Source organism: Citrobacter sp. CFNIH10 (genome assembly GCF_002934585.1).
Lineage (GTDB): Bacteria > Pseudomonadota > Gammaproteobacteria > Enterobacterales > Enterobacteriaceae > Citrobacter_A > Citrobacter_A amalonaticus.
Genome location: NZ_CP026216.1, coordinates 4,683,271 through 4,708,893, shown reverse-complemented (window position 1 = coordinate 4,708,893; position 25,623 = coordinate 4,683,271). Strand labels below are relative to the sequence as shown.

Sequence of the window (25,623 nt, the reverse complement as noted above, 5' to 3'; positions counted from 1 at the left end):
ACAACGGTAGTTTTTTTATTCATCTGACGCCCCCGTTTATTGTTATTTACATAACCTCGCGCCATGCTTAATGGCATCTCGTATCATGGATTTATGATTAATGTTCGCAAAACACCAAAACAGCGCAAGGCTGCGCGATGAAGAGCGTGCGCGGCTGATCTGGCTGCTTACCACCGATAAAGCCATTGTTTCCACCCTGTTAGGCAAGCTCACCCTGGCTGAGCAATATGATGTCGGAACGTTAGCCGACGATATTGCTGAGGTAGGCGCGCTGGTCGACCATCTTCCACCACCTGACCTGGCGGATACCCTTGAAGCGCTCCCGTCGGAAGAACGTCACGCCCTCTGGCGGCTGATTCAGAGTGAAAAGCGTGGATACGTCCTGCTTGAGGCGTCCGAAAACGTCTGGGATGACCTGATCGATGAAATGACCGACCGGGAACTGCTTGAGGCGCTGCAATATCTCGACATCGACGAACAGATTTACCTGGTTCAGCACCTGCCGCGTAACCTCACAGGCCGGTTGCTGGCGACGCTGCCGCCCGAAGAGCGGGCCCGCGTGCGCCAGGTCATGCATTACGAAAAGAATCGCGTCGGCGCGATCATGGAATTCGAGGTCATCACCGTGCGCCCGGATGTGACGCTGCAAGTAGTGCAGCGTTATCTGCGTCGTCTGGGCAAGATGCCGGAAAACACTGACAAACTGTTTGTCACCCGTCGCGACAAAACGCTGGTCGGTGAGCTAACCCTGACCTGTATTTTGCTCAATGACGTGCAGTGCAAAGTCAGCGAGGTGATGGATGACGATCCGCTGACCTTCGCCCCGGAAGATAAAACGGAAAATGCGGCGCGTACCTTCGAGCGTGACAACCTGGTCAGTGCGGCGGTAGTCGATTCTGCCGGTAAACTGATGGGACGCTTGACGATCGACGAGATCGTCGACGTGGTCTACGAAGAGACGGACACCGATCTGCGTCGAATGGGCGGATTGAGCGCCGAAGAGGATGTTTTTGCGCCCGTTCCCAAAGCGGTGAAAACGCGCTGGGCGTGGCTGGCTATCAACCTGTGTACTGCGTTCATTGCCTCGCGCGTGATTGATGGCTTTGAACACACCATTTCACAACTGGTGGCGTTAGCGTCGCTGATGCCCATTGTCGCCGGGATCGGCGGGAATACCGGTAATCAGACCATCACCATGATTGTTCGGGCGCTGGCGTTACAAAACATCCAGCCGGGCAACCTGACGTTTCTTATTCTGCGCGAGATGGGGGTGGCACTGGTCAATGGCCTCGTCTGGGGGGGGATTATGGGCGGGATCACCTGGTGGCTGTACGACGACATGGCGCTCGGCGGGGTGATGACCCTGGCAATGATGCTGAACCTGTTAATGGCGGCGCTGATGGGGGTGATTATCCCGATGACGATGGTGAAGCTCGGGCGCGACCCGGCGGTCGGCTCGAGCGTGATGATCACCGCGATTACCGATACCGGCGGATTCTTTATTTTTCTTGGGCTGGCGACGCTGTTTCTGATGTAGTGCGTCGTTTACGTTTCACGACGCGAGGCAGTAATCCCATCGCCACCACCCCGGCAACCACGCCAATCGCCAGGTTGCCGGTGGAGACCGTTGCGCCAACGGTAATGACCATTACCAGCGTTTCCACCACAGGCAGTGTCGTCAGGCTGGCGGGCTGGATACTGTGCCAACTGAACGTTTTCACCGCCACAATCACCATGATCCCGGCCAGAACCGACATCGGGATTTTCGCCATCACGTCGCTCAGCGCAGTGACCAGCAGCAGTAAAACCAACCCGGCGGCGATCGTCGACACGCGGCTACGGCCTTTCCCCATCTCCACATTCACGATGGTCTGTCCGATCATCGCGCAGCCAGCAATGCCGCCGTAGAAGCCCGCCAGAATGTTGGCGAACCCCAGACCCGCGCTTTCACGATTTTTGTTCGACGGCGTGACCGTCAGGTCATCAACCAGTTTCGCCGTCAGCAGAGACTCCATCAGGCCCACAAAGGCGATACTCAGCGCGCAGGGCCAGATAATTGTCAGCGTTTGCAGATTCAGCGGCACTAACAGCTGCGTCAGTCCCGGTAGCCCGCCGCTCATTGCGCCTTCATCACCAACGGTCGGCAGCAATTGTCCGGTGGTTGCGGTAAACAGCGTCAATAAAACAATGGCAATCAGCGGCGCAGGAATGCTTTTAATAACGCGCGGCATCCACAACACAATGAGTAGCGTTAAGGCAAACAGCCCCCAGATGAGCGGGCTTTTGCTCCAGAAATGGGGGACCTGGGCGAAAAAAATCAGAATACCGAGGGCGTTCACAAACCCGGTCATGACGGCGGCGGGAATAAAACGCATCAGGCGCGCCATCCCGGTAACGCCAAACAGAATCTGGATAAACCCGGCTAATACGACCGCTGGCAGAATGTACTGTACGCCATGCTGGAGCACCATCGGGCCTATCACCAGCGCAACGGAACCGGCTGCTGCCGTGACCATCGCCGGGCGACCGCCCATGAAAGACATTGCCAGACAAAGCACCACTGAGGCAATCAGGCTGACTTTCGGGTCAACGCCGGCAATCACCGAAAAGGAGATTACTTCCGGGATCAGCGCCAGCGCGGTGATCACCCCAGCCAGCGTTTCGCGTACCAGCAGACGTGGGGAGCGAAGAACGCCACTGACCGTGTGTTCCGCTGCCAGAGCAGGAGACGAAGGGGTTACAGACATATTTACTCTCAGGTCGGAAAGGGCCTGATAACAGCAGACCGACAGGCGTCCGTGCGGTGAATCACAACGCGCCGCATAGTACCTTTCTGGAGCGTCTGTTTCCAGAAAATATTGTGAATAACCCTATAAAGATTCAACGTATTTTTAACGTTTTTAAAATCTTAATATAATTTATAAACAATATTTAAATATTATTACTGAAGTGTTAACGTTGGTGCCGCTCGATTTTCACCTGTAAAAAAGCAAAAAAACGATACTAAAAGTAAGGCATTAACCATATGAAAAAAATGACTGCCATGCTCTTCTCGATGGCCGTAGGGCTGAATGCTGTCTCGATGGCGGCAAAAGCGAAAGCGACGGAAGAGCAGGAGACGGACGTACTGTTGATCGGCGGCGGCATCATGAGCGCCACACTGGGAACTTATCTACAGGAACTGGAACCCGACTGGTCGATGACCATGGTGGAGCGCCTGGACGGTGTCGCGCAAGAGAGTTCAAACGGCTGGAACAATGCCGGAACCGGGCACTCTGCGCTGATGGAGTTGAACTACACACCAAAGAAAGCCGACGGGAGTATCAGTACCGAAAAGGCAGTCGAAATTAACGAAGCTTTCCAGATTTCCCGCCAGTTCTGGGCGCATCAGGTCAAGAGTGGCGTGATGCACGATCCGCGCACCTTCATCACCACCGTTCCGCACATGAGCTTCGTCTGGGGTGAAGAGAACGTCAACTTCCTGCGCGCCCGCTATGCGGCCCTGCAACAAAGCACGCTGTTCCGTGGTATGCGCTACTCCGAAGACCACGCGCAAATCAAAGAGTGGGCACCGCTGGTGATGGAAGGGCGCGATCCGAAACAGAAAGTCGCCGCTACGCGTACCGAAATGGGAACGGACGTGAACTACGGCGAAATTACGCGCCAATTGATTGCTTCGTTGCAGAAAAAGCCTAACTTTGCACTGGAGTTGAGCACCGAAGTCCGTGGATTTAAACGTAACGACGATAATACCTGGACGGTGACCGTCGCCGATCTGAAAAACGGCGAAACGGAACATAACATCAAAGCCAAATTCGTCTTTATCGGTGCGGGCGGCGCAGCGCTGAAACTGTTGCAGGAAACCGGTATTCCGGAAGCCAAAGAGTACGCAGGCTTCCCGGTTGGCGGGCAATTCCTGGTCGCAGAAAACCCGGACGTGGTGAACCGGCATCTGGCGAAAGTGTACGGTCAGGCTTCCGTCGGCGCGCCGCCGATGTCGGTCCCGCATATCGATACCCGTATTCTGGATGGTAAACGTGTCGTGCTGTTCGGGCCGTTCGCCACCTTCTCCACTAAATTCCTGAAAAACGGTTCGCTGTGGGATCTGCTGAGTTCAACCACGCCTTCCAACTTCATGCCGATGGTCAACGTCGGGATGGATAACTTCGATCTGGTGAAATACCTGATTAGTCAGGTGATGCTGAGCGATGATGACCGCTTCGACGCGCTGAAAGAGTACTATCCGCAGGCGAAGAAAGCGGACTGGCGTTTATGGCAGGCGGGTCAGCGTGTCCAGATCATCAAACGTGATGAAGACAAAGGGGGCGTGCTGCGTCTGGGGACGGAAGTGGTGAGCGACAAAGAGGGGACCGTTGCCGCACTGCTGGGCGCGTCACCGGGCGCATCCACTGCGGCACCGATCATGCTCCATCTGATGGAAACCGTCTTTAAAGAGAAGGTGAGTACGCCGCAATGGCAGGCGAAGCTGAAAACGATTATTCCGTCTTACGGTACAAAACTGAACGGCAACGTTGAGGCGACGCAGCAGGAACTGCAATACACCAGTGAAGTGCTGGGGCTGCAATATGTCCAGCCGCAGACGACGGACGCGGCACCAAAAGCGCAGCTTAAACCACAGGCTCAGCCTGCGCGTAAAGAAGTGGCAGATATCGCACTGTAACGGTATTGCCGGATGGCGCTGTGCCGCCATCCGGCATCATCAGAGACTTAACGCGTTACCGCGTTCTGCACGTTATCTTCCGCTTTCCAGATACGGAATTTCACATCAACATTTGCCGGGGTATACACCACGATCGGCAACTTGCTGTTGTAACGCAGCATACCGTCATTACCCAGATAGGCGGTCACAAATTTCTGCTCTTTTTTGCCATCCGGACAGGCCATCATGGTCGATACCGGGGAGGTGACTTTATTAAAGACGTAGTAGTCATAACCCCAACCTTCCAGCGTTTTGCTTTCCAGCTCGCCGCCCAGGCGATGCTGATTGCAGTCGACTTCCAGCGTCTGTCCGATCATCAGTTCCACTTTAAGAGTAGATTCATCTTCCTGATGGGGTAGCTGAATAACCTGGCGCTTCATGCCTTTTTCCGCCTGCGGCCAGGGGGCGATTTTTTCCAGCGGTTGCGGATTAGCTTCCGTGGAGGCCGCCCACACAGAGGTGCTGGCGAAAGCAGCGAACAAAACGGCAGGAACCATTGTCTTTATTTTTGAGTTCACAGGTTTTCCTTTTTTATCTTATGAACGATTTCACGGCAGATTAACATATAGACCAGAATCATTGATCTGTCTTTACGTATTTTTAAAGTCTATTTACTGTGGTTATGTAAATTGGTTGGTTATTTATTCTTGTTTTTGCCGTTTGTTTTGGTTAATTATCCCGACAATTATTACGATATATAAAATATTACATAACCATTTGATCTGTGCGGAGAAGCACATTCTGACAAGCTTCATTAACACTCTTTTGATCCAACCACTGGTTTTACCCCGATTGGGGTATGCACCTGGAACACATCCTTTACTATCTTACCGATCATAATAATGACTTAGTAGTAACGCGGTTTTTATTGTCGTTCACCCAGCCGGGGGAGCGTCGTTTATGGAAGGGCGATGCCATGGTTGATCTATCCCGTCGAGGCATACTGACTGGCAGTTGGCGTAGTGCCAATCGTGGGATTCGTCCGCCGTGGATCATGGAAGCATCTCAGTTTCTGTCCCAGTGCACCCGTTGCGACGCCTGTATTCAGGCTTGTGAACACGATGTTTTGCAGCGTGGCCCGGGTGGCTATCCGAGCGTTAATTTCCAACAAAGCGAATGCACCTTCTGCTACGCCTGTGCGCAGGCTTGCCCTGAATCTCTCTTTTCTCCGCGCCACACCAGGGCATGGGATCTGATTTTCACCATTGGGCAAGCGTGTCTGGCGTATCAGTCCGTAGAGTGCCGCCGCTGTCAGGATAGCTGTGAACCGCAGGCGATCCTGTTTCGCCCAACGTTGTCCGGCATTTATCAGCCACAACTCGATAACCAGAACTGTAACGGATGCGGCGCGTGTGTCGCCAGTTGCCCGGTGTCAGCCATTACCGCGGAGTATAACCATGCACATTAACTGGCAGGTCTGCAGCCTGATTGTTCAGGCCAAAGGCGAACAAGTACAGGATATTAGCACGCAGCTAAATGCTTTGCCGGGCTGCGAAGTGGCCGTAAGCGACGAGCAAAGCGGCCAGATGATTGCGGTGGTTGAAGCAGAACACTGTAGATTCAATCTGTCAATGCAACACCCCTTTCAATTATCTCTTTCGGTGTTTTGAACTTCAGTGTCTTTCTCGGTCTGTTGTTTAGCTGAGCAGCAACCAGATCTAGTTCATGTTGAGTATATTGGGCAAGACATGTCTTTTTAGGAAAGTACTGCCGAATTAGCCCATTTGTGTTCTCATTTGTTCCCCGCTGCCAAGGACTCTGAGGATCGCAGAAGTAAACTTTAACGCCGGTGCTGACAGTAAATTCTAGATGTCTGGCCAGTTCCATTCCTCTGTCCCATGTCAGTGATTTTCTGAGTTCTGACGGTAAACTCAGGAATTTGTCGGTAAGAGCCTGATTTACTGAGACAGAATCTTTGCCCCTGAGTCTGAGGATGATCGTATAACGTGATTTTCGGTCTACAAGTGTGGCTATATGAGAGTTTTTTGTACCTGAGACTAAATCGCCCTCCCAATGCCCCAGAGAGCGTCTGTTATCGATATTTCGGGAACGTTCGTGAATTGGTGTTCCGTTCACTATGTTAATCGTACCTCTTTCGCCTTTGCGGGTATGACGCCTGCCATGGCGAAGGCTATGCGACCGTCGCAGATGCTGTATATTCAGGTGGTGTAGCGCTTCACGGCTACGAAAGTACAGCGTTTTATAAATTGTCTCAGGTGATATTCGCAGCGTTTTTTGACGTGGTTTTGTTCGCCTTAACCATCCTGATATTTGCTCTGGAGACCATTTCATCTCCAGCTTTTCCAGAACAAGCTTTCGCAATGGTAAATTTTGATCCAGTAAGCACGGTTTTGGCCTTTTCGCCATTCTGTTGGCTCGGTTATTAGCATCAACAGCTTTGTAATAGCGTCTGCCCCGATTACGCTGAACTTCACGTGAGATCGTCGAAGGACTGCGATTCAGCGCAGTAGCTATCGCACGAATGCTCATTTTGGCTGACAAACCAGCTCGTATCTCCTCGCGCTCAGACAGTGTCAGGTGAGCTACAGCCCGCTTACGCTCATGGGGTTTTATGCCGCCAGTATCCCTTAACATAGTGAAGATCGTTCCGGGTTTTGAACCCAGGATATTCGCTATTTCACTGAAGCCTGTTCCGTTCTTCCATAGTTCAAAAACAGAGGCTTTTTCCTCTGCTGTAAATGTTCGTCTCATTCAAAAAACCTCCGCAACCCCATGTTTTCACATAACTGTTGCGTTGACCAATTGAATCTACAACAGCGAAACGCTGATGCAAACAATTGAGTCGGTACGCAACGTTGCGGGCGTGCTGGCGGTGTCGCTGGTTTATCACCAGCAGGAAGAACAAGGTGAGGAAACACCATGAAACTCAGTCGTCGTAGCTTTATGAAAGCTAACGCCGTTGCGGCCGCTGCGGCGGCTGCCGGGCTAAGCGTACCGGGCGTTGCCCGCGCAGTTGTTGGTCAACAGGAAGCCATTAAGTGGGATAAAGCCCCGTGCCGTTTTTGTGGTACAGGCTGTGGCGTGCTGGTCGGCACTCAGCAGGGGCGTATTGTCGCCTGTCAGGGCGATCCGGAAGCCCCGGTTAACCGTGGTCTGAACTGCATCAAGGGCTATTTCCTGCCCAAAATTATGTACGGAGAGGACCGTTTAACGCAGCCATTGCTGCGTATGAAAGACGGTAAGTACAGCAAAGACGGTGAATTTACGCCGATCAGCTGGGATCAGGCTTTCGATGTGATGGAAGAGAAGTTTAAAACCGCGCTGAAAGAGAAAGGCCCGGAGTCTGTCGGCATGTTTGGTTCCGGCCAGTGGACCATCTGGGAAGGTTACGCCGCCTCCAAACTGTTTAAAGCGGGCTTGCGCTCGAACAACCTCGATCCCAACGCGCGTCACTGCATGGCCTCAGCGGTGGTAGGCTTTATGCGTACCTTTGGCATGGACGAACCGATGGGCTGCTACGACGATATCGAGCATGCCGATGCGTTTGTCCTGTGGGGCTCGAACATGGCGGAAATGCACCCGATCCTCTGGTCGCGCATTACCAACCGTCGTCTCTCCGATCCGAATGTTAACGTCTCCGTGCTGTCTACCTTCCAGCACCGTAGCTTCGAGCTGGCGGACAACGGGATGGTGTTTACGCCGCAGTCTGACCTGGTGATCCTCAACTACATCGCTAACTACATCATTCAAAACAACGCGATTAACCAGGACTTCTTCAGCAAGCACGTCAACGTCCGCAAAGGGGCAACGGATATCGGTTACGGCCTGCGTCCGACGCATCCGCTGGAAAAAGCCGCGAAAAACCCAGGCTCTGATGCTTCTGAGCCGATGAGCTTTGAAGACTACAAAGCGTTTGTGGCTGAATACACGCTGGATAAAACCGCTGAAATGACCGGCGTGCCGAAAGATCAGCTGGAGCAACTGGCGAAGCTGTATGCCGACCCGAACAAGAAAGTCATCTCTTACTGGACGATGGGCTTCAACCAGCATACGCGCGGCGTGTGGGCCAACAACCTGATCTACAACATTCACCTGCTGACTGGCAAAATCGCGCAGCCGGGCTGTGGACCGTTCTCACTGACCGGTCAGCCTTCTGCCTGTGGTACCGCGCGTGAAGTGGGAACCTTTGCCCACCGTCTGCCGGCGGACATGGTGGTCACTAACGAAAAACACCGTGAGATCTGTGAAAAGCACTGGAATATCCCGGCTGGAACCATTCCGGCGAAAATCGGTCTCCACGCAGTTGCCCAGGACCGGGCATTGAAAGACGGCAAGCTGAACGTCTACTGGACGATGTGTACCAACAATATGCAGGCCGGTCCGAACATCAACGAAGATCGTCTGCCGGGCTGGCGCGATCCACGCAACTTTATCATTGTCTCCGATCCGTACCCGACCGTCAGCGCGCTGGCCGCGGACCTGATCCTGCCAACCGCAATGTGGGTGGAGAAAGAAGGGGCTTACGGTAACGCCGAGCGTCGTACCCAGTTCTGGCGTCAACAGATTAAAGCGCCGGGCGAATCGAAATCCGATCTGTGGCAACTGGTTCAGTTCTCGCGTCGTTTTAAAACGGAAGAGGTCTGGCCGGAAGAGCTGCTGGCACAGAAACCGGAACTGCGCGGCAAAACCCTGTACGACGTGCTGTTTGCCACCCCTGCGGTGAGCAAGTTCCCGTTGACGGAGTTGAAAGAGGATCAGCTTAACGACGAATCACGTGAGCTGGGCTTCTATCTGCAAAAAGGGCTGTTTGAAGAGTACGCCTGGTTTGGTCGTGGACACGGTCACGATCTCGCCCCGTTCGATGACTATCACAAGGCGCGCGGCCTTCGCTGGCCGGTGGTTGACGGAAAAGAGACGCAGTGGCGCTACAGCGAAGGCAACGATCCATACGTCAAAGCAGGTGAAGGCTACAAGTTCTACGGTAAGCCAGACGGTAAAGCGGTGATCTTCGCGCTGCCGTTTGAACCGGCCGCAGAAGCGCCGGATGCCGAGTACGACCTGTGGCTTTCCACGGGGCGTGTACTGGAGCACTGGCATACCGGCAGTATGACGCGCCGCGTGCCGGAACTGCACCGTGCGTTCCCGGAAGGGGTTCTGTTTATCCATCCGCTGGATGCGAAAAAACGGGATATGCGCCGTGGCGACAAGGTCAAAGTGATCTCACGTCGTGGTGAGGTGATTTCCATTGTTGAAACCCGTGGACGTAACCGTCCGCCGCAGGGGCTGGTCTACATGGCGTTCTTCGACGCCGCACAGCTGGTGAATAACCTGACGCTGGATGCGACGGATCCGCTCTCTAAAGAGACGGATTTCAAGAAGTGCGCCGTGAAACTGGCGAAGGTGTAACACGCCATGTCCAGGTCAGCGAAACCCCAAAATGGCCGCCGCCGCTTTCTGCGCGATGTTGTTCGCACAGCGGGCGGACTGGCTGCCGTTGGCGTGGCGCTGGGGTTACAGCAGCAAACCGCACGGGCTACAGGCGTGCGGTTGCGCCCGCCTGGGGCCGTGAACGAGAACGCCTTTGCCAGCGCCTGCGTGCGCTGCGGGCAGTGCGTTCAGGCATGCCCGTATGACACCTTAAAACTGGCGACGCTCGCATCAGGGTTGTCGGCGGGGACGCCGTATTTTGTTGCCCGCGAGATTCCGTGCGAGATGTGTGAAGACATTCCGTGCGCCAAAGTCTGCCCCAGCGGGGCGCTGGACCGGGAGATTGCCTCCATTGACGATTCGCGGATGGGGCTGGCGGTGCTGCTGGATCAGGAAAATTGCCTGAACTTCCAGGGATTACGCTGTGACGTCTGCTATCGCGAATGCCCAAAAATCGATGAGGCTATCACGCTGGAACTGGATCGCAACATGCGAACCGGCAAACATGCGCGATTTATCCCGACCGTTCACAGCGACGCCTGCACGGGTTGCGGGAAATGTGAAAAAGTCTGCGTGCTGGAACAGCCGGCAATAAAAGTGTTGCCGCTGTCGCTGGCGAAAGGGGAGTTGGGTCACCATTACCGCTTCGGCTGGCTGGAGGGGAACGATGGCAAATCGTAAACGTGATGCCGGGCGTGAAGCGCAGGCGAAAAAAGGCGTCTGGCGGAGTCATCGCTGGCTGATTTTCCGCCGGCTCTGTCAGTTTATGGTGCTGGGGATGTTTCTGAGCGGCCCGTGGTTTGGCGTGTGGATCCTGCACGGGAATTACTCCAGCAGCCTGCTGTTGGAGTCGATCCCGTTAACCGATCCGCTCATCACCCTGCAAAGCCTGGCGAGCGGTCATCTGCCTGTGGCGGTGGCGCTAACAGGTGCGGCGATTATTACCGTGCTTTACGCCCTGGCAGGAAAGCGATTGTTTTGCGGTTGGGTTTGCCCGTTGAACCCGATTACCGATTTTGCGGCCTGGCTACGCAGAAGGTTTGACCTGAATCAGTCCGCAACTATTCCACGTCATATACGGTACGTACTTCTGGTTGTCGTGCTGGTGGGTTCAGCACTGACCGGGACGCTACTGTGGGAATGGATTAACCCTGTTTCACTGCTGGGGCGTAGCCTGGTGATGGGATTCGGTAGCGGCGCACTGCTGATTATCGCTCTGTTTTTATTTGATTTGCTGGTCGTTGAACACGGCTGGTGCGGGCATCTTTGTCCTTTAGGCGCACTGTATGGCGTGCTGGGTAGCCAGGGCGTATTAACCGTTGCGGCGCAAGACCGACAGAAATGTAACCGCTGTATGGACTGTTTTCATGTTTGCCCGGAACCGCATGTATTACGTGCCCCGGTGCTGGATGAGCAAAGCCCGGTGCAGGTCACCAGCCGCGATTGCATGGCCTGCGGTCGCTGCGTGGATGTCTGTTCTGAGGACGTATTTACAATAACTACACGATGGAGTTCGGGAGCGAAATCATGAAAAGCCATGACCTGAAGAAAGCGCTGTGTCAATGGACAGCCCTGCTGGCCCTGGTGGTGAGCGGTGCGGTTTGGGCGGCAAACGGAGTGGATCTTAGCCAGTCTCCGGAAGTGTCGGGGACACAGGAAGGGGCGATTCGCATGCACAAAGAGCAAGAGCGTATGCCGCTGAACTATGTGAATCAGCCGCCGATGATTCCCCATAGCGTCGATGGTTACCAGGTGACCACTAACACCAACCGCTGCCTGCAATGCCACGGCGTTGAAAGCTATCGTACCACCGGCGCGCCGCGTATTAGTCCGACGCACTTTATGGACAGCGACGGCAAAGTGCTGGCCGAAGTGGCGCCGCGTCGTTACTTCTGTCTGCAGTGTCACGTGCCGCAGACTGACGCCCCGCCGATTGTGGGTAACACCTTTACCCCATCGAAAGGTTACGGGAAATAAGAGGTTATTATGGAAAATGCTAACCGTAAACCAGGCCGGATTAAGCGCCTCTGGCAGTGGTGGCGTCGCCCCAGTCGCCTGGCGCTGGGTACGCTGCTGTTAATCGGGTTCGTCGGCGGGATTATTTTCTGGGGTGGATTTAACACCGGGATGGAAAAGGCCAACACCGAAGAGTTCTGCATTAGCTGCCACGAAATGCGCAATACCGTGTATCAGGAATACATGGAAACCGTACACTACAACAACCGTAGCGGTGTGCGTGCGACCTGTCCTGACTGCCACGTACCACACGAGTTTGTGCCGAAAATGATCCGTAAGATCAAGGCCAGTAAAGAACTGTACGCAAAAGCGTTGGGACTGATTGATACCCCGCAAAAGTTCGAAGCGCATCGTCTGACGATGGCACAGAATGAATGGCGACGAATGAAAGATAACAATTCTCAGGAGTGTCGTAACTGTCACAACTTTGACTTCATGGACTTAACGGCCCAGAAGAGTGTCGCCGCAAAAATGCACGATCAGGCGGTGAAAGACGGGCAAACCTGTATTGACTGCCATAAGGGGATTGCGCATAAGCTCCCCGATATGCGCGACGTCAAACCGGGCTTCTGACGGGATGGTAATGAGTGGGTAGTATGCTTGAAGCCAGAAAGCTCCTCTGTGAGCGGGATGAACGAGTCCTGTTTAGCGATTTGTCGTTCCAGGTCAACGCCGGGGAGTGGATACAGGTCACCGGCGGCAACGGCGCAGGGAAAACTACCCTGTTGCGGTTGCTGACAGGACTTTCTCGTCCTGATGCCGGTGAGGTGTGCTGGCAGGAGCAACCGCTACATCGTGTGCGGGACAGCTACCATCAAAATTTGTTGTGGATTGGCCATCAGCCGGGGATCAAAACCCGGCTGACGGCGTTGGAGAACCTGCGTTTTTTCCATCAGGACGGCGATATCGCGAAATGTCTCGCGGCGCTGGCGCAGGCCGGTCTTGCCGGTTACGAAGATATCCCTGTTAACCAGCTTTCTGCCGGACAGCAGCGCCGGGTGGCGTTAGCGCGTCTCTGGCTGACCTGCGCCACGCTCTGGATCCTCGACGAACCCTTTACCGCCATTGATGTGAACGGCGTTGAACGCCTGACGCAGCGGATGGCGCAGCATACCGATGAAGGTGGGATCGTTATCCTCACCACCCACCAGCCAATGAACGTTGCTACAGACCGCATTCGCCGGATTGCGCTGACTCACGAGAGGGCAGGGCAATGATGTGGCGTATCTTCCGTCTCGAACTGCGCGTTGCCTTTCGCCATAGCGCGGAAATTGCCAACCCGCTGTGGTTCTTCCTGATTGTTATTACGTTGTTCCCGCTGAGCATTGGGCCGGAACCGCAGCTGCTGGCGCGCATTGCGCCGGGGATTATTTGGGTTGCTGCACTGCTGGCCTCGCTGCTGGCGCTGGAGCGACTGTTTCGCGATGACCTGCAGGACGGCAGCCTTGAGCAACTGATGCTGCTGCCAATCCCATTACCGATGGTGGTGCTGGCAAAAGTGATGGCCCACTGGATGGTCACCGGTCTGCCGCTGTTGATCCTCTCTCCGCTGGTGGCATTGCTGCTGGGGATGGACCTCTACGGCTGGAAAATTATGGCGCTGACTCTACTGCTGGGGACGCCGACGCTGAGCTTTCTCGGCGCACCGGGGGTGGGGTTAACGGTCGGGTTAAAGCGCGGCGGTGTATTGCTGAGCGTACTGGTACTGCCGTTGACCATTCCCTTGTTGATTTTTGCGACTGCCGCGATGGATGCGGCATCCATGCATCTTCCAGTGGATGGATACATGGCGATTTTGGGCGCGTTACTGGCAGGTAGCGCGACGTTAAGTCCTTTTGCAACGGCGGCGGCGTTACGCATTAGTTTGCAGTAATGAGTTGCCTGATGGCGCTGCGCTTTTCAGGCCGACAAGAGCCGGGTTTTTAGGTCGGATAAGGCATCAGCCGCTATCCGGCATGACGGTAACTTTATTCGTTTGAGTCTGGTGACTGAACTATGTGGAAAACACTTCATCAACTGGCTATGCCCCCACGGCTGTATCAGCTTTGTGGCTATTTTGTGCCGTGGCTGGCCGTCGCCTGCGTCCTGGTTCTGGCGACGGGCTGGATCTGGGGATTCGGTTTTGCGCCGGCGGATTACCAGCAGGGGCAGAGCTACCGCATTATTTATCTGCACGTTCCGGCGGCGATCTGGTCAATGGGGATTTATGCCTCGATGGCGGTAGCCGCGTTTATCGGTCTGGTCTGGCAGATGAAGATGGCGAACCTGGCGCTGGCTGCAATGGCGCCGGTTGGCGCGGTGTTTACGTTTATTGCGCTGGTCACCGGCTCGGCCTGGGGTAAACCGATGTGGGGTACCTGGTGGGTGTGGGATGCGCGGCTGACGTCGGAACTGGTGCTGCTGTTTCTCTACGTCGGCGCAATTGCTCTGTGGCACGCCTTTGATGACCGTAAGATGGCGGGGCGCGCGGCGGGGATCCTGGTGCTGATTGGCGTGGTGAACCTGCCGATCATTCACTATTCGGTGGAGTGGTGGAACACGCTGCATCAGGGCTCGACCCGTATGCAACAAAGCATCGATCCGGCCATGCGCACGCCGCTGCGGCTGGCGATTGTCGGCTATCTGCTGCTGTTTATCACGCTGTCGCTGATGCGGATGCGTAACCTGATTCTGATAATGGAAAAACGTCGCCCGTGGGTGAGTGAACTGATCTTAAAAAGAGGCCGCCAATGACCACTGCATTTGCATCCTGGAGTGATTTTTTTGCGATGGGCGGCTACGCCTTTTACGTCTGGCTGGCTGTGGCGCTGAGCGTCATCCCGCTGGCAGTGCTGGTCATTCATACCGTGACGCAGCATCGCGCAATTTTGCGTGATGTCTCCCGTCAGCGGGCGCGTGAAGCCCGCCTGCGTGCAGCGCAGACACAACGGGAGGCGGCGTGAATATTCGACGTAAGAACCGTTTATGGATTGCCTGCGGCGTGCTTGTCGGGTTAGCGCTGACGATTACGCTGGTGCTGTATGCGCTGCGCGCCAACATCGACCTGTTCTACACGCCAGGCGAGATTCTCTACGGCAAGCGCGAAACACAGCAAATGCCGGAAGTGGGCCAGCGGCTGCGAGTAGGTGGTATGGTTATGCCCGGCAGCGTCAAGCGCGACCCCAACTCGCTGAAGGTGAATTTCAGCATCTATGATGCCGAAGGCGTGGTGGATGTGACCTACGAAGGCATTCTGCCGGACCTGTTCCGTGAAGGACAAGGCGTGGTGGTGCAGGGGGAACTTGGCGAGAAAAACCATATTCAGGCGAAAGAAGTCCTCGCCAAGCACGATGAAAACTACACGCCGCCGGAAGTTGAAAAAGCGATGCAGGATAACCACCGCCGTCCGGAGAGCGTCTATAAGGATAAAACATCATGATGCCTGAAATTGGCAATGCGCTGTTATGCCTGGCACTGGGCGTTGCGTTGTTACTCTCAGTCTATCCGCTGTGGGGCGTGGCGCGAGGCGATGCGCGGATGATGGCGTCGGCAAGACCGTTTTCCTGGCTGTTGTTTATCCTCGTGATGGGCGCCTTTCTGGTGCTGGTCAACGCCTTTGTAGTGAATGATTTCACCGTCGTTTACGTCGCCAGTAACTCCAACACGCAGCTGCCGGTCTGGTACCGCGTCGCCGCCACCTGGGGGGCGCATGAAGGCTCGCTGCTGCTGTGGGTGTTGCTGATGAGCGGCTGGACCTTTGCCGTCGCGCTGTTTTCCCAGCGGATGCCGTTGGATATCGTCGCCCGCGTACTTGCGGTGATGGGGATGGTTAGCGTCGGTTTTCTGCTGTTCATCCTGTTTACCTCCAACCCGTTCACCCGCACGCTGCCGAATTTCCCGATAGAAGGGCGCGATCTCAACCCGTTGTTGCAAGATCCTGGGCTTATCTTCCATCCGCCGCTGCTATATATGGGCTACGTCGGTTTCTCGGTCGCCTTCGCGTTCGCTATCGCGGCGTTGATGAGCGGTCGCCTGGACAGCACTTTCGCCCGTTTTTCCCGTCCATGGACGCTGGCCGCGTGGGTTTTCCTGACGCTGGGGATTGTGCTGGGTTCAGCATGGGCGTATTACGAACTGGGCTGGGGAGGCTGGTGGTTCTGGGATCCGGTGGAAAATGCCTCGTTTATGCCATGGTTAGTGGGAACCGCACTGATGCACTCGCTGGCGGTCACTGAACAGCGCGGCAGTTTCAAGGCGTGGACGCTACTGCTCTCCATCTGCGCGTTTTCGCTCTGTCTGTTGGGGACGTTCCTCGTGCGTTCGGGCGTGCTGGTGTCGGTGCATGCGTTTGCTTCCGACCCGTCTCGCGGGATGTTCATTCTGGCCTTCATGGTGCTGGTCATCGGCGGCTCGCTGCTGCTGTTTGCCACGCGAGGACATAAGGTTCGCTCCCGGGTCAATAACGCCCTCTGGTCGCGTGAATCGCTGCTGCTCGGTAATAACGTGCTGCTGATTGCCGCCATGCTGGTCGTGCTGCTCGGCACGCTGCTGCCGCTGGTGCATAAGCAACTCGGTCTGGGCAGTATCTCTATTGGCGAACCGTTTTTTAATACCATGTTTACCTGGCTGATGGCGCCGTTTGCCCTGCTGTTGGGTGTTGGCCCGCTGGTCCGCTGGGGACGCGATCGACCGCGTAAACTGCAACGACTGCTGGTTATCGCGCTGGTCAGCACCCTCGTACTCTCTCTGCTGCTGCCGTGGCTGTTTGAGAACAAGATTGTCGCCATGACCGTAGTCGGGCTGGCAATGGCCTGCTGGGTGTTTGTGCTGGCGATGGCGGAGCTTGCGCAGCGAATTTCACGTGGCGCGAAAATGACGCTGAGCTACTGGGGAATGGTGGCCGGGCACGTCGGCCTGGCGGTGACAATTGTCGGCATCGCCTTCAGCCAGAACTACAGCGTCGAGCGCGATGTTCGCATGAAAGCCGGTGACAGCGTCGATATTCATGAATATCGCTTCACCTTCCGTGAAGTGAAGGATATCACCGGACCAAACTATCGCGGTGGTGTGGCGATTATCAGCGTGACCCGTGATGGCAAGGCAGAAGCAACGTTGCACGCTGAAAAACGGTTCTACAACAGCACCAGTTCGATGATGACGGAAGCGGCGATTGATGGTGGCATCACCCGCGATCTGTACGCCGCGCTCGGTGAAGAGCTGGATAACGGCGCGTGGGCTGTTCGTCTGTATTACAAACCGTTTATTCGCTGGATCTGGGCGGGTGGGATATTGATGGCGCTGGGAGGGCTGTTATGCCTGTTTGACCCGCGTTATCGCAAACGCGTACAACCGCAAAAATCGGCGTCGGAGGCGGTATGAAGCGCAACGTACTTTTGATTCCCTTTGTGATTTTTCTCGTGATTGCCGCAGCGCTGCTGTGGCAACTGGCGCGTAACGCAGAAGGCGACACGCCGACGAATCTGGAGTCGGCGCTGATTGGTAAACCGGTACCGACTTTCCGGCTTGAGTCGCTGGAGAACCCCGGTAAGCATTATGAGGCAGACGTGCTGACTCAGGGTAAACCGGTCTTACTCAACGTCTGGGCAACGTGGTGTCCGACCTGCCGCGCTGAGCATCAGTACCTGAACCAGCTGTCGGCACAGGGGATTCGCGTAGTGGGGCTGAATTATAAAGACGATCGCCAGAAGGCCATCGTCTGGCTGAAAGAGTTGGGTAATCCTTACGCGCTGAGCCTGTTTGACGGCGACGGTATGCTGGGCCTGGATCTTGGAGTCTATGGCGCGCCGGAAACCTTCCTGATCGACGGTAAAGGCATTATTCGCTATCGGCATGCCGGGGATTTGAACGCCCGCGTCTGGGAGAGTGAAATCAAGCCGCTGTGGGAGAAATACAGTAAGGAGGCCGGGCAATGAGAATTTTGCTGAGTGTGCTGATGCTGCTGTTTTCTGCTAACGCGCTGGCCACCATTGATGTGATGCAGTTTAAGGATGAGACCCAGGAGCAACAATTCCGCCAGTTGACTGAACAACTGCGCTGTCCAAAATGCCAGAACAACAGCATCGCGGATTCCAATTCGATGATTGCGACCGACCTGCGGCAGAAAGTCTATGAGCTGATGCAGGAAGGGAAAAGTCAGAAAGAGATCGTCGACTATATGGTGGCGCGCTACGGTAACTTCGTCACCTATGATCCGCCGCTGACACCACTGACTGTTCTGCTGTGGGTGCTTCCCGTGGCGGCAATTGGCGCAGGTGGCTGGATTATCGTTGCCCGTTCGCGTCGGCGGGTACGCCTGAAACAGGAGGTGTTCCCGGATGAGATATCGTTACCGGAGGGTAAACGAGCCGGGCTGGCGGTTTATCTGCCAGGGATAGTGATTGCCGTCATCGTGGGGGCCGTCAGTTATTACCATACCGGGAGCTATAAGCAGGTGGAAATCTGGCAACTGGCGACGGCACAAAGCCCGGCACTGCTGGAACGTGCGCTGGATCCAAAAGCGCAGCCGCTGGATGAGGAAGAAATGACGCGTCTGGCGCTGGGGCTACGTACTCGTCTGCAAAGTGATGCGACAAACGTAGAAGGCTGGATCATGCTGGGGCGGATCGGAATGGTGCTTGGCAATGCCAGTACCGCTACCGAAGCGTATGCCAACGCCTATCGACTCGATCCGAAGAACAGCGATGCTGCGCTGGGCTATGCCGAGGCGCTGACCCGTTCTTCCGATCCTGATGATAACCGTCGTGGAGGGGAGCTGCTGCGAGAACTGGTGCGTAGCGATCACGCCAATGTGCGGGTTCTGAGCATGTATGCCTTCAACGCCTTTGAGCAGGAGCGTTTTGGCGAGGCGGTTGCCGCCTGGGAGATGATGTTGAAGATGCTGCCAGCGAACGATACGCGTCGTGCGGTGATTGAGCGCAGTATCGCGCAGGCGATGCAGCACTTATCGCCAAAGAGCGAGTAACCACCCGGCCAGATGGCGAGGCACAGGCCCGATAAGCGTAGCGCCATCGGGCATTTGCTGGGCTATTGCATACCGCGGGTTTGTAAAAACAGGATGGTCGCGGCAACGCGTGAGCGTACGTTGAGCTTGCGCAGCAGGTTGCGAATATGCACTTTTACGGTTTGTTCGGAAATATTGAGGACCGAGGCAATCTGCTTGTTAGACAGCCCCTGTGCCAGCTCGTGCAACACATCCAGCTCTCGCTCGGTCAGCATGCTGAACGGATCGTCCTCTTCACCAAACATTTCGCGCTCGCGCAGATAATCGCTGACGCGTTCGCTGAAAACTTTGCCGCCATTGGCGCCTGTGCGAATGGCATCCAGCAGAACTTCCGGATCGCTGTCTTTCAGCAGGTAGCCATCTGCGCCGGCGTCAATCAGGGCGTAGATGTCGTTGGCCGAATCCGAAACGGTGAGAATGATGATCTGCGCCGTGATCCCATCGCGGCGCAGGGCGTTCAACGTATCCAGACCGCTCAGCCCTTTCATATTCAGATCAAGCAGGATTAAATCCAGATCGAGACGGTTTGCCAGATCAATCGCCGTTGCACCATCGCCCGCTTCGGCAACCACCTCAAATGTCGGATCCAGTTCCAGTAATTGACGGATACCACGACGCATAAGAGGGTGGTCATCTACCACCAGCACCTGAAAAGGCGTTGCTTCAGGCATAGTTATCTCCCGAGATTTTATTAGAATCATTATTGTTATTCGATCGCGAATCGTCCAGATTCACCGCATCGATAAGAGGGAGAAATATTACCCCAGATTACGCATGGGTAAGAAGTAAAACCTGAAAGATGAAAGGATATTCAGGAGCATAAAAAAACCAGCCCATCAGGGCTGGTTCTTAAGGAGTATTTTGGTCGGCACGAGAGGATTTGAACCTCCGACCCCCGACACCCCATGACGGTGCGCTACCAGGCTGCGCTACGTGCCGACTCGTGGGAGCTAATACTACCGCTTTCCGTACCGAATGCAAGGGGACATCCAGCTAACTGATTAATAATAAATCAGTTAGCGATAAAACGCTTCTCGTCTGTCAGCACCTGTAATAACAGACTCAACTGTGGCTTCTGATCTTTAATCTTCTCGCCGCGTAAATCGTATGTCTGGTACTTGCCGTTGTTGTTCAGCACCAGCGTCATTTCCGGCGTGGTGATCGCCAGCGTACTGAGATCGGCCGCCGTTACCCAGTAGTGACGACGATTGGCATTGAACAGATCCTGTCCCTGCGAATATTCATTAGCCGGCGTGCTGACGTGGAGCAGACGCTGCATCAATGTGGTCATGACGTCTGTGTGATCGGTCAGGCTGTTGATCCGCTGTGCGGGAGTCCCCGGCCAGTGAATAATGAGCGGAACCTGCAGGTGACCGCGCGACCAGGCGAAGTTTTTCTCTTCATCGCTCAACGCGACGCCGCGACCGGCGGTGATTATCACCACCGTGTTATCCAATTTACCGGACTCACGCAGTGCGCCGAGCACACGGTTGATCTGCTTATCAACATCTCCCGCCGCGCGAGCGTAGCGGCGAACGAAGTTAGACTGGTTGCTGTCGTCAACGTTGGTGCCGTTAAACGAAACCCACGAGAACCAGCGGTTGTCTTCCTGCGCGTAACGCCCCAGCCAGTTGATCCACTGGCTGGCGGTCTGTTCGTCAGACTGCGTCTGTACGCTTGGCATCGAGAAATCAGACAGTAACGCCTGGCGGTAGAGCGGGCTGGTAAAGCCGTCGGAAGAGAACAGTCCCAGCTGATAGCCTTGCTGATTCAGAGCCGAAATCAGCGCAGCCGGCGTTCGGGTGGACAGAATACCGTCCATATAGCTCGGCGACACGCCGTAAAACAGGCCAAAAATACCGTTATCGGTGGTGTTGCCGGAACTCATGTGGCGCGTGAAGGCAATGTTTTGCCCGGCAAATTCGGCAAGTGCCGGCATCTGCTTTTCATAGCGCGAATAGTTCAGGCCATCGACCGTGATCAGCAGGACATTTTGCCCGGTTCCCATATCGCGATAGCGTAATTCGCTTAGTGGGTACTGCACGGACACCGCTTCCGGATTCCCCTGTTCGACCAGACGGCGCTGATACTCCTGCGCATCCAGCAGGCCATGTTTTTCCAGAAACCGGCGCGCGGTCATCGGATAGGAGAGCGGCAGGTTGGCGCGCTGCATGGTGATCGGACGATAGAAATTGGCATCCGCCCAGATATAGACCACATGTGAAGCAATAAATGACACAAAGAAGAAGGCGGCCAGCGGCTTGGCGAAGTGACGACGACGCGTCAGGCTGCGCAGTTTTTGCCAGCTCCAGGTCGCAAACAGCATTTCAATCAACAAGATAACCGGTACGCTGATAAACATCAGCTGCCAGTCGCGCGCCATTTCATTCTGGTCGGGGTTAATCACCAGTTCCCAGACGATGGGATTAAGATGCAGGTGGAAACGGGTAAACACTTCGCTGTCGATCAGCAGAAGCGTCATTCCGGCCGTAGCCAGAATGGCTGACAGGAAACGCATCAGCCTCTGGGACATCACAATGAACGTCAGCGGGAACAGAATCAGCAGATAGGTGGCAAACACCAGAAAGCTGAAATGGCCGACGATACTCAGATAAGAGTAAACGCGACCGGCCAGCGTTGTCGGCCAGTCGGCGACAAACAGGTAACGGCTGCCGAGCACGATAGCCAGCAGAATGTTGAACAGTGCAAACCAGTGCCCCCAACTAACCATCTGGGAGACTTTTTCACGGTAGCGCTGACGATGAGTTACCATAACGTGTCGTTCGTTTCCCCGAAATCGGCTTTTAGTGCGCTTTGTCGTCGTTAACCGAGGACTGCAATGCGCGGGCAAAAGAGTTCGCAATCGCCTGGCGCTGAGCCGGGGCAATGCTGGTATTAATAAGGTTGGTGACCATGTTTCCCAGCACCATCAGGGAAAGATCAGTCGGTGCCTTATGTTTTTCCAGTACGTTGAGCATCTCGGTGAGCAGTTGTTCAACGTGTTCGTCACTATAGCGGGAGATTTGTGGCATAAATCGACATCAGTTTATTCATGAAAGGGCAACATATTACCGTAGCAACAGTTTTTTTTCCGCTTTTTTATCCTCAATAATTCGCGTTACCGTGCGACAGGCAAAACGGCGCTGCATCTTCTGTTGCGTCGCCTCGCCGGTGGTGGTTGAATACCGCCCGGTCTTTAAGGAGAGTTTATCATGAGTCTGGATATCAACCAGATTGCCCTGCACCAGCTTATCAAGCGTGATGAGCAAAACCTTGAGCTGGTCCTGCGCGATTCATTACTGGAACCGACAAACACCGTTGTCGATATGATGGCTGAACTGCATCGGGTCTATAGCGCGAAAAACAAAGCGTATGGTCTGTTCAGCGAAGAGAGCGAACTGGCGCAAGCGCTGCGCTTACAGCGCCAGGGTGAGGAAGATTTTCTCGCCTTTAGCCGTGCGGCGACCGGACGTTTACGTGACGAGCTCGCCAAATACCCGTTTGCTGACGGCGGCATTGTGCTGTTCTGTCATTATCGCTATCTGGCGGTAGAGTATTTACTGGTGGCGGTGCTGAACAACTTAAGCAGCATGCGCGTCAATGAGAATCTGGATATCAACCCGACGCACTATCTGGATATCAACCATGCGGATATCGTCGCGCGTATCGATCTGACCGAGTGGGAAACCAATCCGGAATCCACCCGCTATCTGACCTTCCTGAAGGGGCGGGTAGGGCGAAAAGTGGCTGACTTCTTTATGGATTTCCTCGGAGCCAGCGAAGGTCTCAACGCCAAGGCGCAAAACCGTGGACTGCTGCAGGCGGTCGATGACTTCACCGCTGAAGCGCAACTGGATAAAGCTGAGCGCCAAAACGTGCGCCAGCAGGTGTACAGCTACTGCAACGAGCAGCTTCAGGCCGGTGAAGAAATTGAGCTGGAGTCGCTGTCAAAAGAACTTTCTGGCGTCAGTGAAGTGAGTTTTAGCGAGTTTACGGCAGAGAAGGGCTATGGGCTGGAAGAGAGCTTCCCGGCCGATCGCAGCACGCTGCGCCAACTGACCAAATATGCCGGCAGCGGCGGTGGGTTAACCATTAACTTTGACGCGATGCTACTGGGCGAGCGTATTTTCTGGGATCCGGCAACGGATACGTTGACCATTAAAGGCACGCCGCCGAACCTGCGCGATCAGCTTCAGCGCCGTACGTCTGGCGGTAATTAAAAGCCATAAAAAAACCCCGCCGGAGCGGGGTTTTCTTCAACTTGTTGGCGATTACGCGCGAACGAAGTCGATGTGAGTCAGCTTCGGCTTGAACGCGTGACGCTGTACAGCCTGAGCTTTAACTTTTACTTCTTTACCGTCAACAACGATGGTCAGAACGTCGCTATAGAAACCTTCTTTAGCTTGCATGTTCATGATGGAATCGTGGTCCAGTTCGATAGCAATCGGGGCTTCTTTGCCACCGTAGATGATTGCCGGGAACTTGTTAGCGGCACGCAGGCGGCGGCTCGCACCCTTACCCTGCTCTTTACGTACTTCAGCGTTGATAGTAAACATTTAAATCTCTCTTTAATAATTCCTGCTACAGGCGACCCAGCAACAGGTAAGTGATCTGCTTTGCGTATGCAAAAGCGGGCGAGATTCTATCCTCAAACGCCCGTTACATCAATCAAAAGTACGATTAACCGCGTAATTCATGTGCCCGACGGAAACGCCCCTCGTAATCGAATACCTTTTCCCGCACCTGCCAGTACAGGCCTTTCATCCGCGCCACCACAAAGTCGGGATGGCGTAACAAGGGTTGTTGCGCGAGGATATCCGCCGCGGTGATCCAGCGTAGCGGCACACCTGGCGTGCGGGTATGCGGGCGGATAAACAGTTGTTCAAATGCCGTACGTTGGGCAGGGGTTTGCAGGCGAAAGCGCTCGCTAACGTCCGCGCCATCTTCGTCATAGTAGGTGATTTTCAGCCATTCGCCTTTCTCGTCATGGCCGTGCTGCAACGTCATGCCGCTACAGCGGAGCACCAGCGCGTCTTTCAGTTTCAACGCTGCTTTCAGCATGTCGTCGGGATCGACAAGGATCGTATCGCATTCCCGACAGCGGCGAGCGGCAATGTCGTTTTCGGCGTTGCACTGCGGGCAATTTTTAAAGCGGAAGCGAAAATCGCACTGCTCGCGATGTCCTTCATCATCTTCAAACCAACCCTGACAGCGGCGGCCAAAATGTTCGAGCAGCGTACCGTCAGCGGTGGTTTTGCCCCAGAAGGTATTTGCGAAACCGCAGGCCGGGCAGAAGACCTGGACCGGCACGTTATCACTTTTGCCTTTCGGGCTCCCCACCTCCGGAGAATAGAGATCGTGCGGATTACCGGCGTAATCCAGAATCAAACAGTCCGTTTTTCCCGGTGCGAGACGCAGGCCGCGACCCACAATTTGTTGGTACAGACTGACTGACTCGGTGGGGCGCAGAATGGCAATGAGATCGACGTGCGGGGCATCGAAGCCCGTGGTTAAGACGGAGACGTTGACCAGATAACGAAAACGCTGAGCCTTAAACGCGTCTATCAGCTCATCACGTTCAGGACCCGGCGTGTCGCCGGTAATCAGCGCGGAATCCGCTTTCGGCAGCAGTCCGGCAATCTCTTTGGCATGCTCGACGGTGGCGGCAAAAATCATCACCCCTTTGCGGGTCTGGGCGAATTCAATAATCTGGCTGATGATATGCGGTGTGAGACGCTGCTGCTTTTTCAGCTCACGATTCAGATCGGCTTCGCTAAACAGACCGTTGCTTTGCGCCTGCAGGCGGCTGAAATCGTACTGCACCACCGGCATGTCGAGGCGTTCCGGCGGCGTAAGATAGCCGTGCTTAATCATGTAGCGCAGCGGCAGTTCGTAAATGCAGTCGCGAAACAGCGCCTTGTCGTCGCCGCGCACCATACCGTGGTAGTGAAAATGATAGATCCAGCCTTTGCCCAGACGAAAAGGGGTGGCGGTCAGCCCCAGCAGGCGAATGTGGGGATTGGCGTTGCTCAGATGGGTGAGTATCTGTTGATACTGGCTCTCTTCGTCATCGCCGATACGATGGCATTCATCAACAATCAGCAGCGAAAACTCGCTCTGGAAGGCGTCCAGATTGCGAGCCACGGACTGAACGCTGCCGAACACCACTTTACCGTGGCTCTCTTTACGTTTAAGTCCGGCGGCAAAAATATCGGCTTCCAGCCCCAGTGCGCAGTATTTGGCATGGTTTTGCGCCACCAGCTCTTTCACATGCGCCAGAACCAGCACGCGGCCTCTGGCGACGCGCGCCAGTTCAGCAATCACCAGGCTTTTACCGGCGCCAGTGGGCAGAACAATCACCGCAGGCGTGCGATGGCGACGGAAATGGTTGAGCGTGGCATCCACGGCTTCTTGCTGGTAGGGGCGAAGTGTAAAAATCATGGTCTCACAATACGTAACGAACTCGGGTATAGTATGCCACGAATCGTTTTCCCTTGAG

Annotated in this window: 25 protein-coding genes, 1 tRNA gene and 2 pseudogenes; 19 read left to right on the top strand and 9 right to left on the bottom strand. The window is 55.0% G+C overall.

Annotation, left to right across the window (positions count from 1 at the left end; all coding sequences use genetic code 11):
- Nucleotides 1-100: 100 nt before the first annotated feature.
- Nucleotides 101-1,537: a magnesium transporter gene (gene mgtE / locus C2U53_RS27065; RefSeq protein ID WP_044258589.1), complete on the top strand. Its 1,437-nt coding sequence runs from the start codon at nucleotides 101-103 to the stop codon at nucleotides 1,535-1,537.
- On the opposite strand, the gene C2U53_RS27060 is transcribed toward mgtE, so the two are convergent.
- A complete protein-coding gene (locus tag C2U53_RS27060) occupies nucleotides 1,500-2,747 on the bottom strand; it encodes a SulP family inorganic anion transporter (RefSeq protein WP_104446733.1) in 1,248 nt (415 codons plus the stop codon). The genes mgtE and C2U53_RS27060 overlap by 38 nt on opposite strands.
- Nucleotides 2,748-3,025: 278 nt before the next feature.
- Between C2U53_RS27060 and mqo the strand changes: the two genes are divergently transcribed.
- Complete coding sequence (gene mqo, locus C2U53_RS27055; protein WP_104446732.1) at nucleotides 3,026-4,681, top strand: malate dehydrogenase (quinone); 1,656 nt, start codon at nucleotides 3,026-3,028, stop codon at nucleotides 4,679-4,681.
- 47 nt (nucleotides 4,682-4,728) lie between these two features.
- Here the strand turns inward: mqo and eco are convergent, their stop codons facing one another.
- Nucleotides 4,729-5,226, bottom strand: a complete 498-nt coding sequence (eco, locus tag C2U53_RS27050) for a serine protease inhibitor ecotin (RefSeq protein ID WP_043001880.1) — start codon at nucleotides 5,224-5,226, stop codon at nucleotides 4,729-4,731.
- Between the two features lie 410 nt (nucleotides 5,227-5,636).
- Here eco and napF point away from each other — a divergent pair, with 410 nt between their 5' ends.
- Nucleotides 5,637-6,128 (top strand): ferredoxin-type protein NapF, encoded by a 492-nt coding sequence (napF, locus tag C2U53_RS27045; protein ID WP_043000077.1) that lies wholly within the window; start codon nucleotides 5,637-5,639, stop codon nucleotides 6,126-6,128.
- Nucleotides 6,118-6,270 (top strand): annotated as a pseudogene (locus C2U53_RS27040) (chaperone NapD); the annotation flags it as partial. The gene napF and the pseudogene C2U53_RS27040, both read left to right, overlap by 11 nt.
- A 10-nt stretch (nucleotides 6,271-6,280) precedes the next feature.
- Here the strand turns inward: C2U53_RS27040 and C2U53_RS27035 are convergent.
- Nucleotides 6,281-7,432, bottom strand: coding sequence for an IS30-like element IS30 family transposase (locus C2U53_RS27035; RefSeq protein WP_001254932.1), 1,152 nt, complete (start codon nucleotides 7,430-7,432; stop codon nucleotides 6,281-6,283).
- Nucleotides 7,433-7,493: 61 nt separating this feature from the next.
- Here C2U53_RS27035 and C2U53_RS27030 point away from each other — a divergent pair.
- The 14 genes and pseudogenes from C2U53_RS27030 to C2U53_RS26965 all read left to right on the top strand — a co-directional run.
- Nucleotides 7,494-7,604: pseudogene (locus C2U53_RS27030) on the top strand (chaperone NapD); the annotation flags it as partial.
- Complete coding sequence (napA, locus tag C2U53_RS27025; protein WP_044258593.1) at nucleotides 7,601-10,087, top strand: nitrate reductase catalytic subunit NapA; 2,487 nt, start codon at nucleotides 7,601-7,603, stop codon at nucleotides 10,085-10,087. The pseudogene C2U53_RS27030 and the gene napA, both read left to right, overlap by 4 nt.
- 6 nt (nucleotides 10,088-10,093) lie before the next feature.
- Complete coding sequence (gene napG / locus C2U53_RS27020) at nucleotides 10,094-10,789, top strand: ferredoxin-type protein NapG (RefSeq protein WP_043000080.1); 696 nt, start codon at nucleotides 10,094-10,096, stop codon at nucleotides 10,787-10,789.
- Entirely contained in the window at nucleotides 10,776-11,639 is an 864-nt protein-coding gene (gene napH / locus C2U53_RS27015; RefSeq protein WP_044258594.1) for a quinol dehydrogenase ferredoxin subunit NapH, read from the top strand. The genes napG and napH overlap by 14 nt, the downstream gene beginning before the upstream one ends.
- A complete protein-coding gene (gene napB / locus C2U53_RS27010) occupies nucleotides 11,636-12,085 on the top strand; it encodes a nitrate reductase cytochrome c-type subunit (protein ID WP_042317908.1) in 450 nt (149 codons plus the stop codon). The genes napH and napB overlap by 4 nt, the downstream gene beginning before the upstream one ends.
- Before the next feature lie 9 nt (nucleotides 12,086-12,094).
- Entirely contained in the window at nucleotides 12,095-12,697 is a 603-nt protein-coding gene (gene napC, locus C2U53_RS27005) for a cytochrome c-type protein NapC (protein ID WP_043000082.1), read from the top strand.
- Nucleotides 12,698-12,720: 23 nt separating this feature from the next.
- Nucleotides 12,721-13,341 (top strand): cytochrome c biogenesis heme-transporting ATPase CcmA, encoded by a 621-nt coding sequence (gene ccmA / locus C2U53_RS27000; protein WP_104446730.1) that lies wholly within the window; start codon nucleotides 12,721-12,723, stop codon nucleotides 13,339-13,341.
- Nucleotides 13,338-13,997, top strand: a complete 660-nt coding sequence (gene ccmB / locus C2U53_RS26995) for a heme exporter protein CcmB (protein WP_043000084.1) — start codon at nucleotides 13,338-13,340, stop codon at nucleotides 13,995-13,997. The genes ccmA and ccmB overlap by 4 nt, the downstream gene beginning before the upstream one ends.
- 122 nt (nucleotides 13,998-14,119) lie before the next feature.
- Nucleotides 14,120-14,857, top strand: coding sequence for a heme ABC transporter permease (locus C2U53_RS26990; protein ID WP_104446729.1), 738 nt, complete (start codon nucleotides 14,120-14,122; stop codon nucleotides 14,855-14,857).
- The gene (ccmD, locus tag C2U53_RS26985; protein ID WP_043000086.1) at nucleotides 14,854-15,066 is read left to right on the top strand and encodes a heme exporter protein CcmD; all 213 of its coding nucleotides are present in this window, start codon (nucleotides 14,854-14,856) and stop codon (nucleotides 15,064-15,066) included. The genes C2U53_RS26990 and ccmD overlap by 4 nt, the downstream gene beginning before the upstream one ends.
- Complete coding sequence (ccmE, locus tag C2U53_RS26980) at nucleotides 15,063-15,542, top strand: cytochrome c maturation protein CcmE (RefSeq protein WP_043000087.1); 480 nt, start codon at nucleotides 15,063-15,065, stop codon at nucleotides 15,540-15,542. Before ccmD ends, ccmE begins: the two co-directional genes overlap by 4 nt.
- Nucleotides 15,539-17,482, top strand: a complete 1,944-nt coding sequence (locus tag C2U53_RS26975; RefSeq protein ID WP_044258599.1) for a heme lyase CcmF/NrfE family subunit — start codon at nucleotides 15,539-15,541, stop codon at nucleotides 17,480-17,482. The genes ccmE and C2U53_RS26975 overlap by 4 nt, the downstream gene beginning before the upstream one ends.
- Nucleotides 17,479-18,036 (top strand): thiol:disulfide interchange protein DsbE, encoded by a 558-nt coding sequence (gene dsbE, locus C2U53_RS26970; protein ID WP_043000089.1) that lies wholly within the window; start codon nucleotides 17,479-17,481, stop codon nucleotides 18,034-18,036. Before C2U53_RS26975 ends, dsbE begins: the two co-directional genes overlap by 4 nt.
- Nucleotides 18,033-19,085 carry a cytochrome c-type biogenesis protein CcmH gene (locus C2U53_RS26965; protein WP_054175994.1) on the top strand — a complete coding sequence of 351 codons (1,053 nt, stop codon included), beginning with the start codon at nucleotides 18,033-18,035 and terminating at the stop codon, nucleotides 19,083-19,085. The genes dsbE and C2U53_RS26965 overlap by 4 nt, the downstream gene beginning before the upstream one ends.
- Before the next feature lie 62 nt (nucleotides 19,086-19,147).
- Here the strand turns inward: C2U53_RS26965 and narP are convergent, their stop codons facing one another.
- From narP to C2U53_RS26945, 4 genes are all read right to left on the bottom strand, one after another.
- On the bottom strand, nucleotides 19,148-19,795 hold the full coding sequence (gene narP / locus C2U53_RS26960; RefSeq protein WP_043000091.1) for a nitrate/nitrite response regulator protein NarP: 648 nt from the start codon (nucleotides 19,793-19,795) through the stop codon (nucleotides 19,148-19,150).
- 191 nt (nucleotides 19,796-19,986) lie between these two features.
- Nucleotides 19,987-20,063 (bottom strand) — tRNA-Pro (locus C2U53_RS26955).
- 73 nt (nucleotides 20,064-20,136) lie between these two features.
- A complete protein-coding gene (gene yejM, locus C2U53_RS26950; RefSeq protein ID WP_061069852.1) occupies nucleotides 20,137-21,897 on the bottom strand; it encodes an LPS biosynthesis-modulating metalloenzyme YejM in 1,761 nt (586 codons plus the stop codon).
- 31 nt (nucleotides 21,898-21,928) lie between these two features.
- On the bottom strand, nucleotides 21,929-22,156 hold the full coding sequence (locus C2U53_RS26945) for a YejL family protein (RefSeq protein ID WP_042317936.1): 228 nt from the start codon (nucleotides 22,154-22,156) through the stop codon (nucleotides 21,929-21,931).
- Nucleotides 22,157-22,336: 180 nt separating this feature from the next.
- Here C2U53_RS26945 and yejK point away from each other — a divergent pair, with 180 nt between their 5' ends.
- Nucleotides 22,337-23,344, top strand: coding sequence for a nucleoid-associated protein YejK (gene yejK, locus C2U53_RS26940; protein WP_104446728.1), 1,008 nt, complete (start codon nucleotides 22,337-22,339; stop codon nucleotides 23,342-23,344).
- A gap of 51 nt (nucleotides 23,345-23,395) precedes the next feature.
- Here yejK and rplY read toward each other — a convergent pair whose 3' ends face one another.
- Both rplY and C2U53_RS26930 read right to left on the bottom strand, forming a co-directional pair.
- Nucleotides 23,396-23,680: a 50S ribosomal protein L25 gene (rplY, locus tag C2U53_RS26935; protein WP_043000095.1), complete on the bottom strand. Its 285-nt coding sequence runs from the start codon at nucleotides 23,678-23,680 to the stop codon at nucleotides 23,396-23,398.
- 124 nt (nucleotides 23,681-23,804) lie between these two features.
- On the bottom strand, nucleotides 23,805-25,565 hold the full coding sequence (locus C2U53_RS26930) for a DEAD/DEAH box helicase (RefSeq protein ID WP_104446727.1): 1,761 nt from the start codon (nucleotides 25,563-25,565) through the stop codon (nucleotides 23,805-23,807).
- Nucleotides 25,566-25,623: the final 58 nt, after the last annotated feature.

Excerpts from the sequence above, each read along its gene's own strand:
- ccmD (WP_043000086.1), top strand. The coding sequence starts at position 14,854 with ATGACCACTGCATTTGCATCCTGGAGTGATTTTTTTGCGATGGGCGGC.
- C2U53_RS26965 (WP_054175994.1), top strand. The coding sequence starts at position 18,033 with ATGAGAATTTTGCTGAGTGTGCTGATGCTGCTGTTTTCTGCTAACGCG.
- napG (WP_043000080.1), top strand. The coding sequence starts at position 10,094 with ATGTCCAGGTCAGCGAAACCCCAAAATGGCCGCCGCCGCTTTCTGCGC.
- mgtE (WP_044258589.1), top strand. The coding sequence starts at position 101 with ATGTTCGCAAAACACCAAAACAGCGCAAGGCTGCGCGATGAAGAGCGT.
- ccmB (WP_043000084.1), top strand. The coding sequence starts at position 13,338 with ATGATGTGGCGTATCTTCCGTCTCGAACTGCGCGTTGCCTTTCGCCAT.
- C2U53_RS27060 (WP_104446733.1), bottom strand. The coding sequence starts at position 2,747 with ATGTCTGTAACCCCTTCGTCTCCTGCTCTGGCAGCGGAACACACGGTC.
- napA (WP_044258593.1), top strand. The coding sequence starts at position 7,601 with ATGAAACTCAGTCGTCGTAGCTTTATGAAAGCTAACGCCGTTGCGGCC.
- napH (WP_044258594.1), top strand. The coding sequence starts at position 10,776 with ATGGCAAATCGTAAACGTGATGCCGGGCGTGAAGCGCAGGCGAAAAAA.
- C2U53_RS26945 (WP_042317936.1), bottom strand. The coding sequence starts at position 22,156 with ATGCCACAAATCTCCCGCTATAGTGACGAACACGTTGAACAACTGCTC.
- narP (WP_043000091.1), bottom strand. The coding sequence starts at position 19,795 with ATGCCTGAAGCAACGCCTTTTCAGGTGCTGGTGGTAGATGACCACCCT.
- C2U53_RS27035 (WP_001254932.1), bottom strand. The coding sequence starts at position 7,432 with ATGAGACGAACATTTACAGCAGAGGAAAAAGCCTCTGTTTTTGAACTA.
- rplY (WP_043000095.1), bottom strand. The coding sequence starts at position 23,680 with ATGTTTACTATCAACGCTGAAGTACGTAAAGAGCAGGGTAAGGGTGCG.
- mqo (WP_104446732.1), top strand. The coding sequence starts at position 3,026 with ATGAAAAAAATGACTGCCATGCTCTTCTCGATGGCCGTAGGGCTGAAT.
- dsbE (WP_043000089.1), top strand. The coding sequence starts at position 17,479 with ATGAAGCGCAACGTACTTTTGATTCCCTTTGTGATTTTTCTCGTGATT.
- yejM (WP_061069852.1), bottom strand. The coding sequence starts at position 21,897 with ATGGTAACTCATCGTCAGCGCTACCGTGAAAAAGTCTCCCAGATGGTT.
- napB (WP_042317908.1), top strand. The coding sequence starts at position 11,636 with ATGAAAAGCCATGACCTGAAGAAAGCGCTGTGTCAATGGACAGCCCTG.
- C2U53_RS26990 (WP_104446729.1), top strand. The coding sequence starts at position 14,120 with ATGTGGAAAACACTTCATCAACTGGCTATGCCCCCACGGCTGTATCAG.
- napC (WP_043000082.1), top strand. The coding sequence starts at position 12,095 with ATGGAAAATGCTAACCGTAAACCAGGCCGGATTAAGCGCCTCTGGCAG.
- C2U53_RS26975 (WP_044258599.1), top strand. The coding sequence starts at position 15,539 with ATGATGCCTGAAATTGGCAATGCGCTGTTATGCCTGGCACTGGGCGTT.
- napF (WP_043000077.1), top strand. The coding sequence starts at position 5,637 with ATGGTTGATCTATCCCGTCGAGGCATACTGACTGGCAGTTGGCGTAGT.
- yejK (WP_104446728.1), top strand. The coding sequence starts at position 22,337 with ATGAGTCTGGATATCAACCAGATTGCCCTGCACCAGCTTATCAAGCGT.
- C2U53_RS26930 (WP_104446727.1), bottom strand. The coding sequence starts at position 25,565 with ATGATTTTTACACTTCGCCCCTACCAGCAAGAAGCCGTGGATGCCACG.
- ccmA (WP_104446730.1), top strand. The coding sequence starts at position 12,721 with ATGCTTGAAGCCAGAAAGCTCCTCTGTGAGCGGGATGAACGAGTCCTG.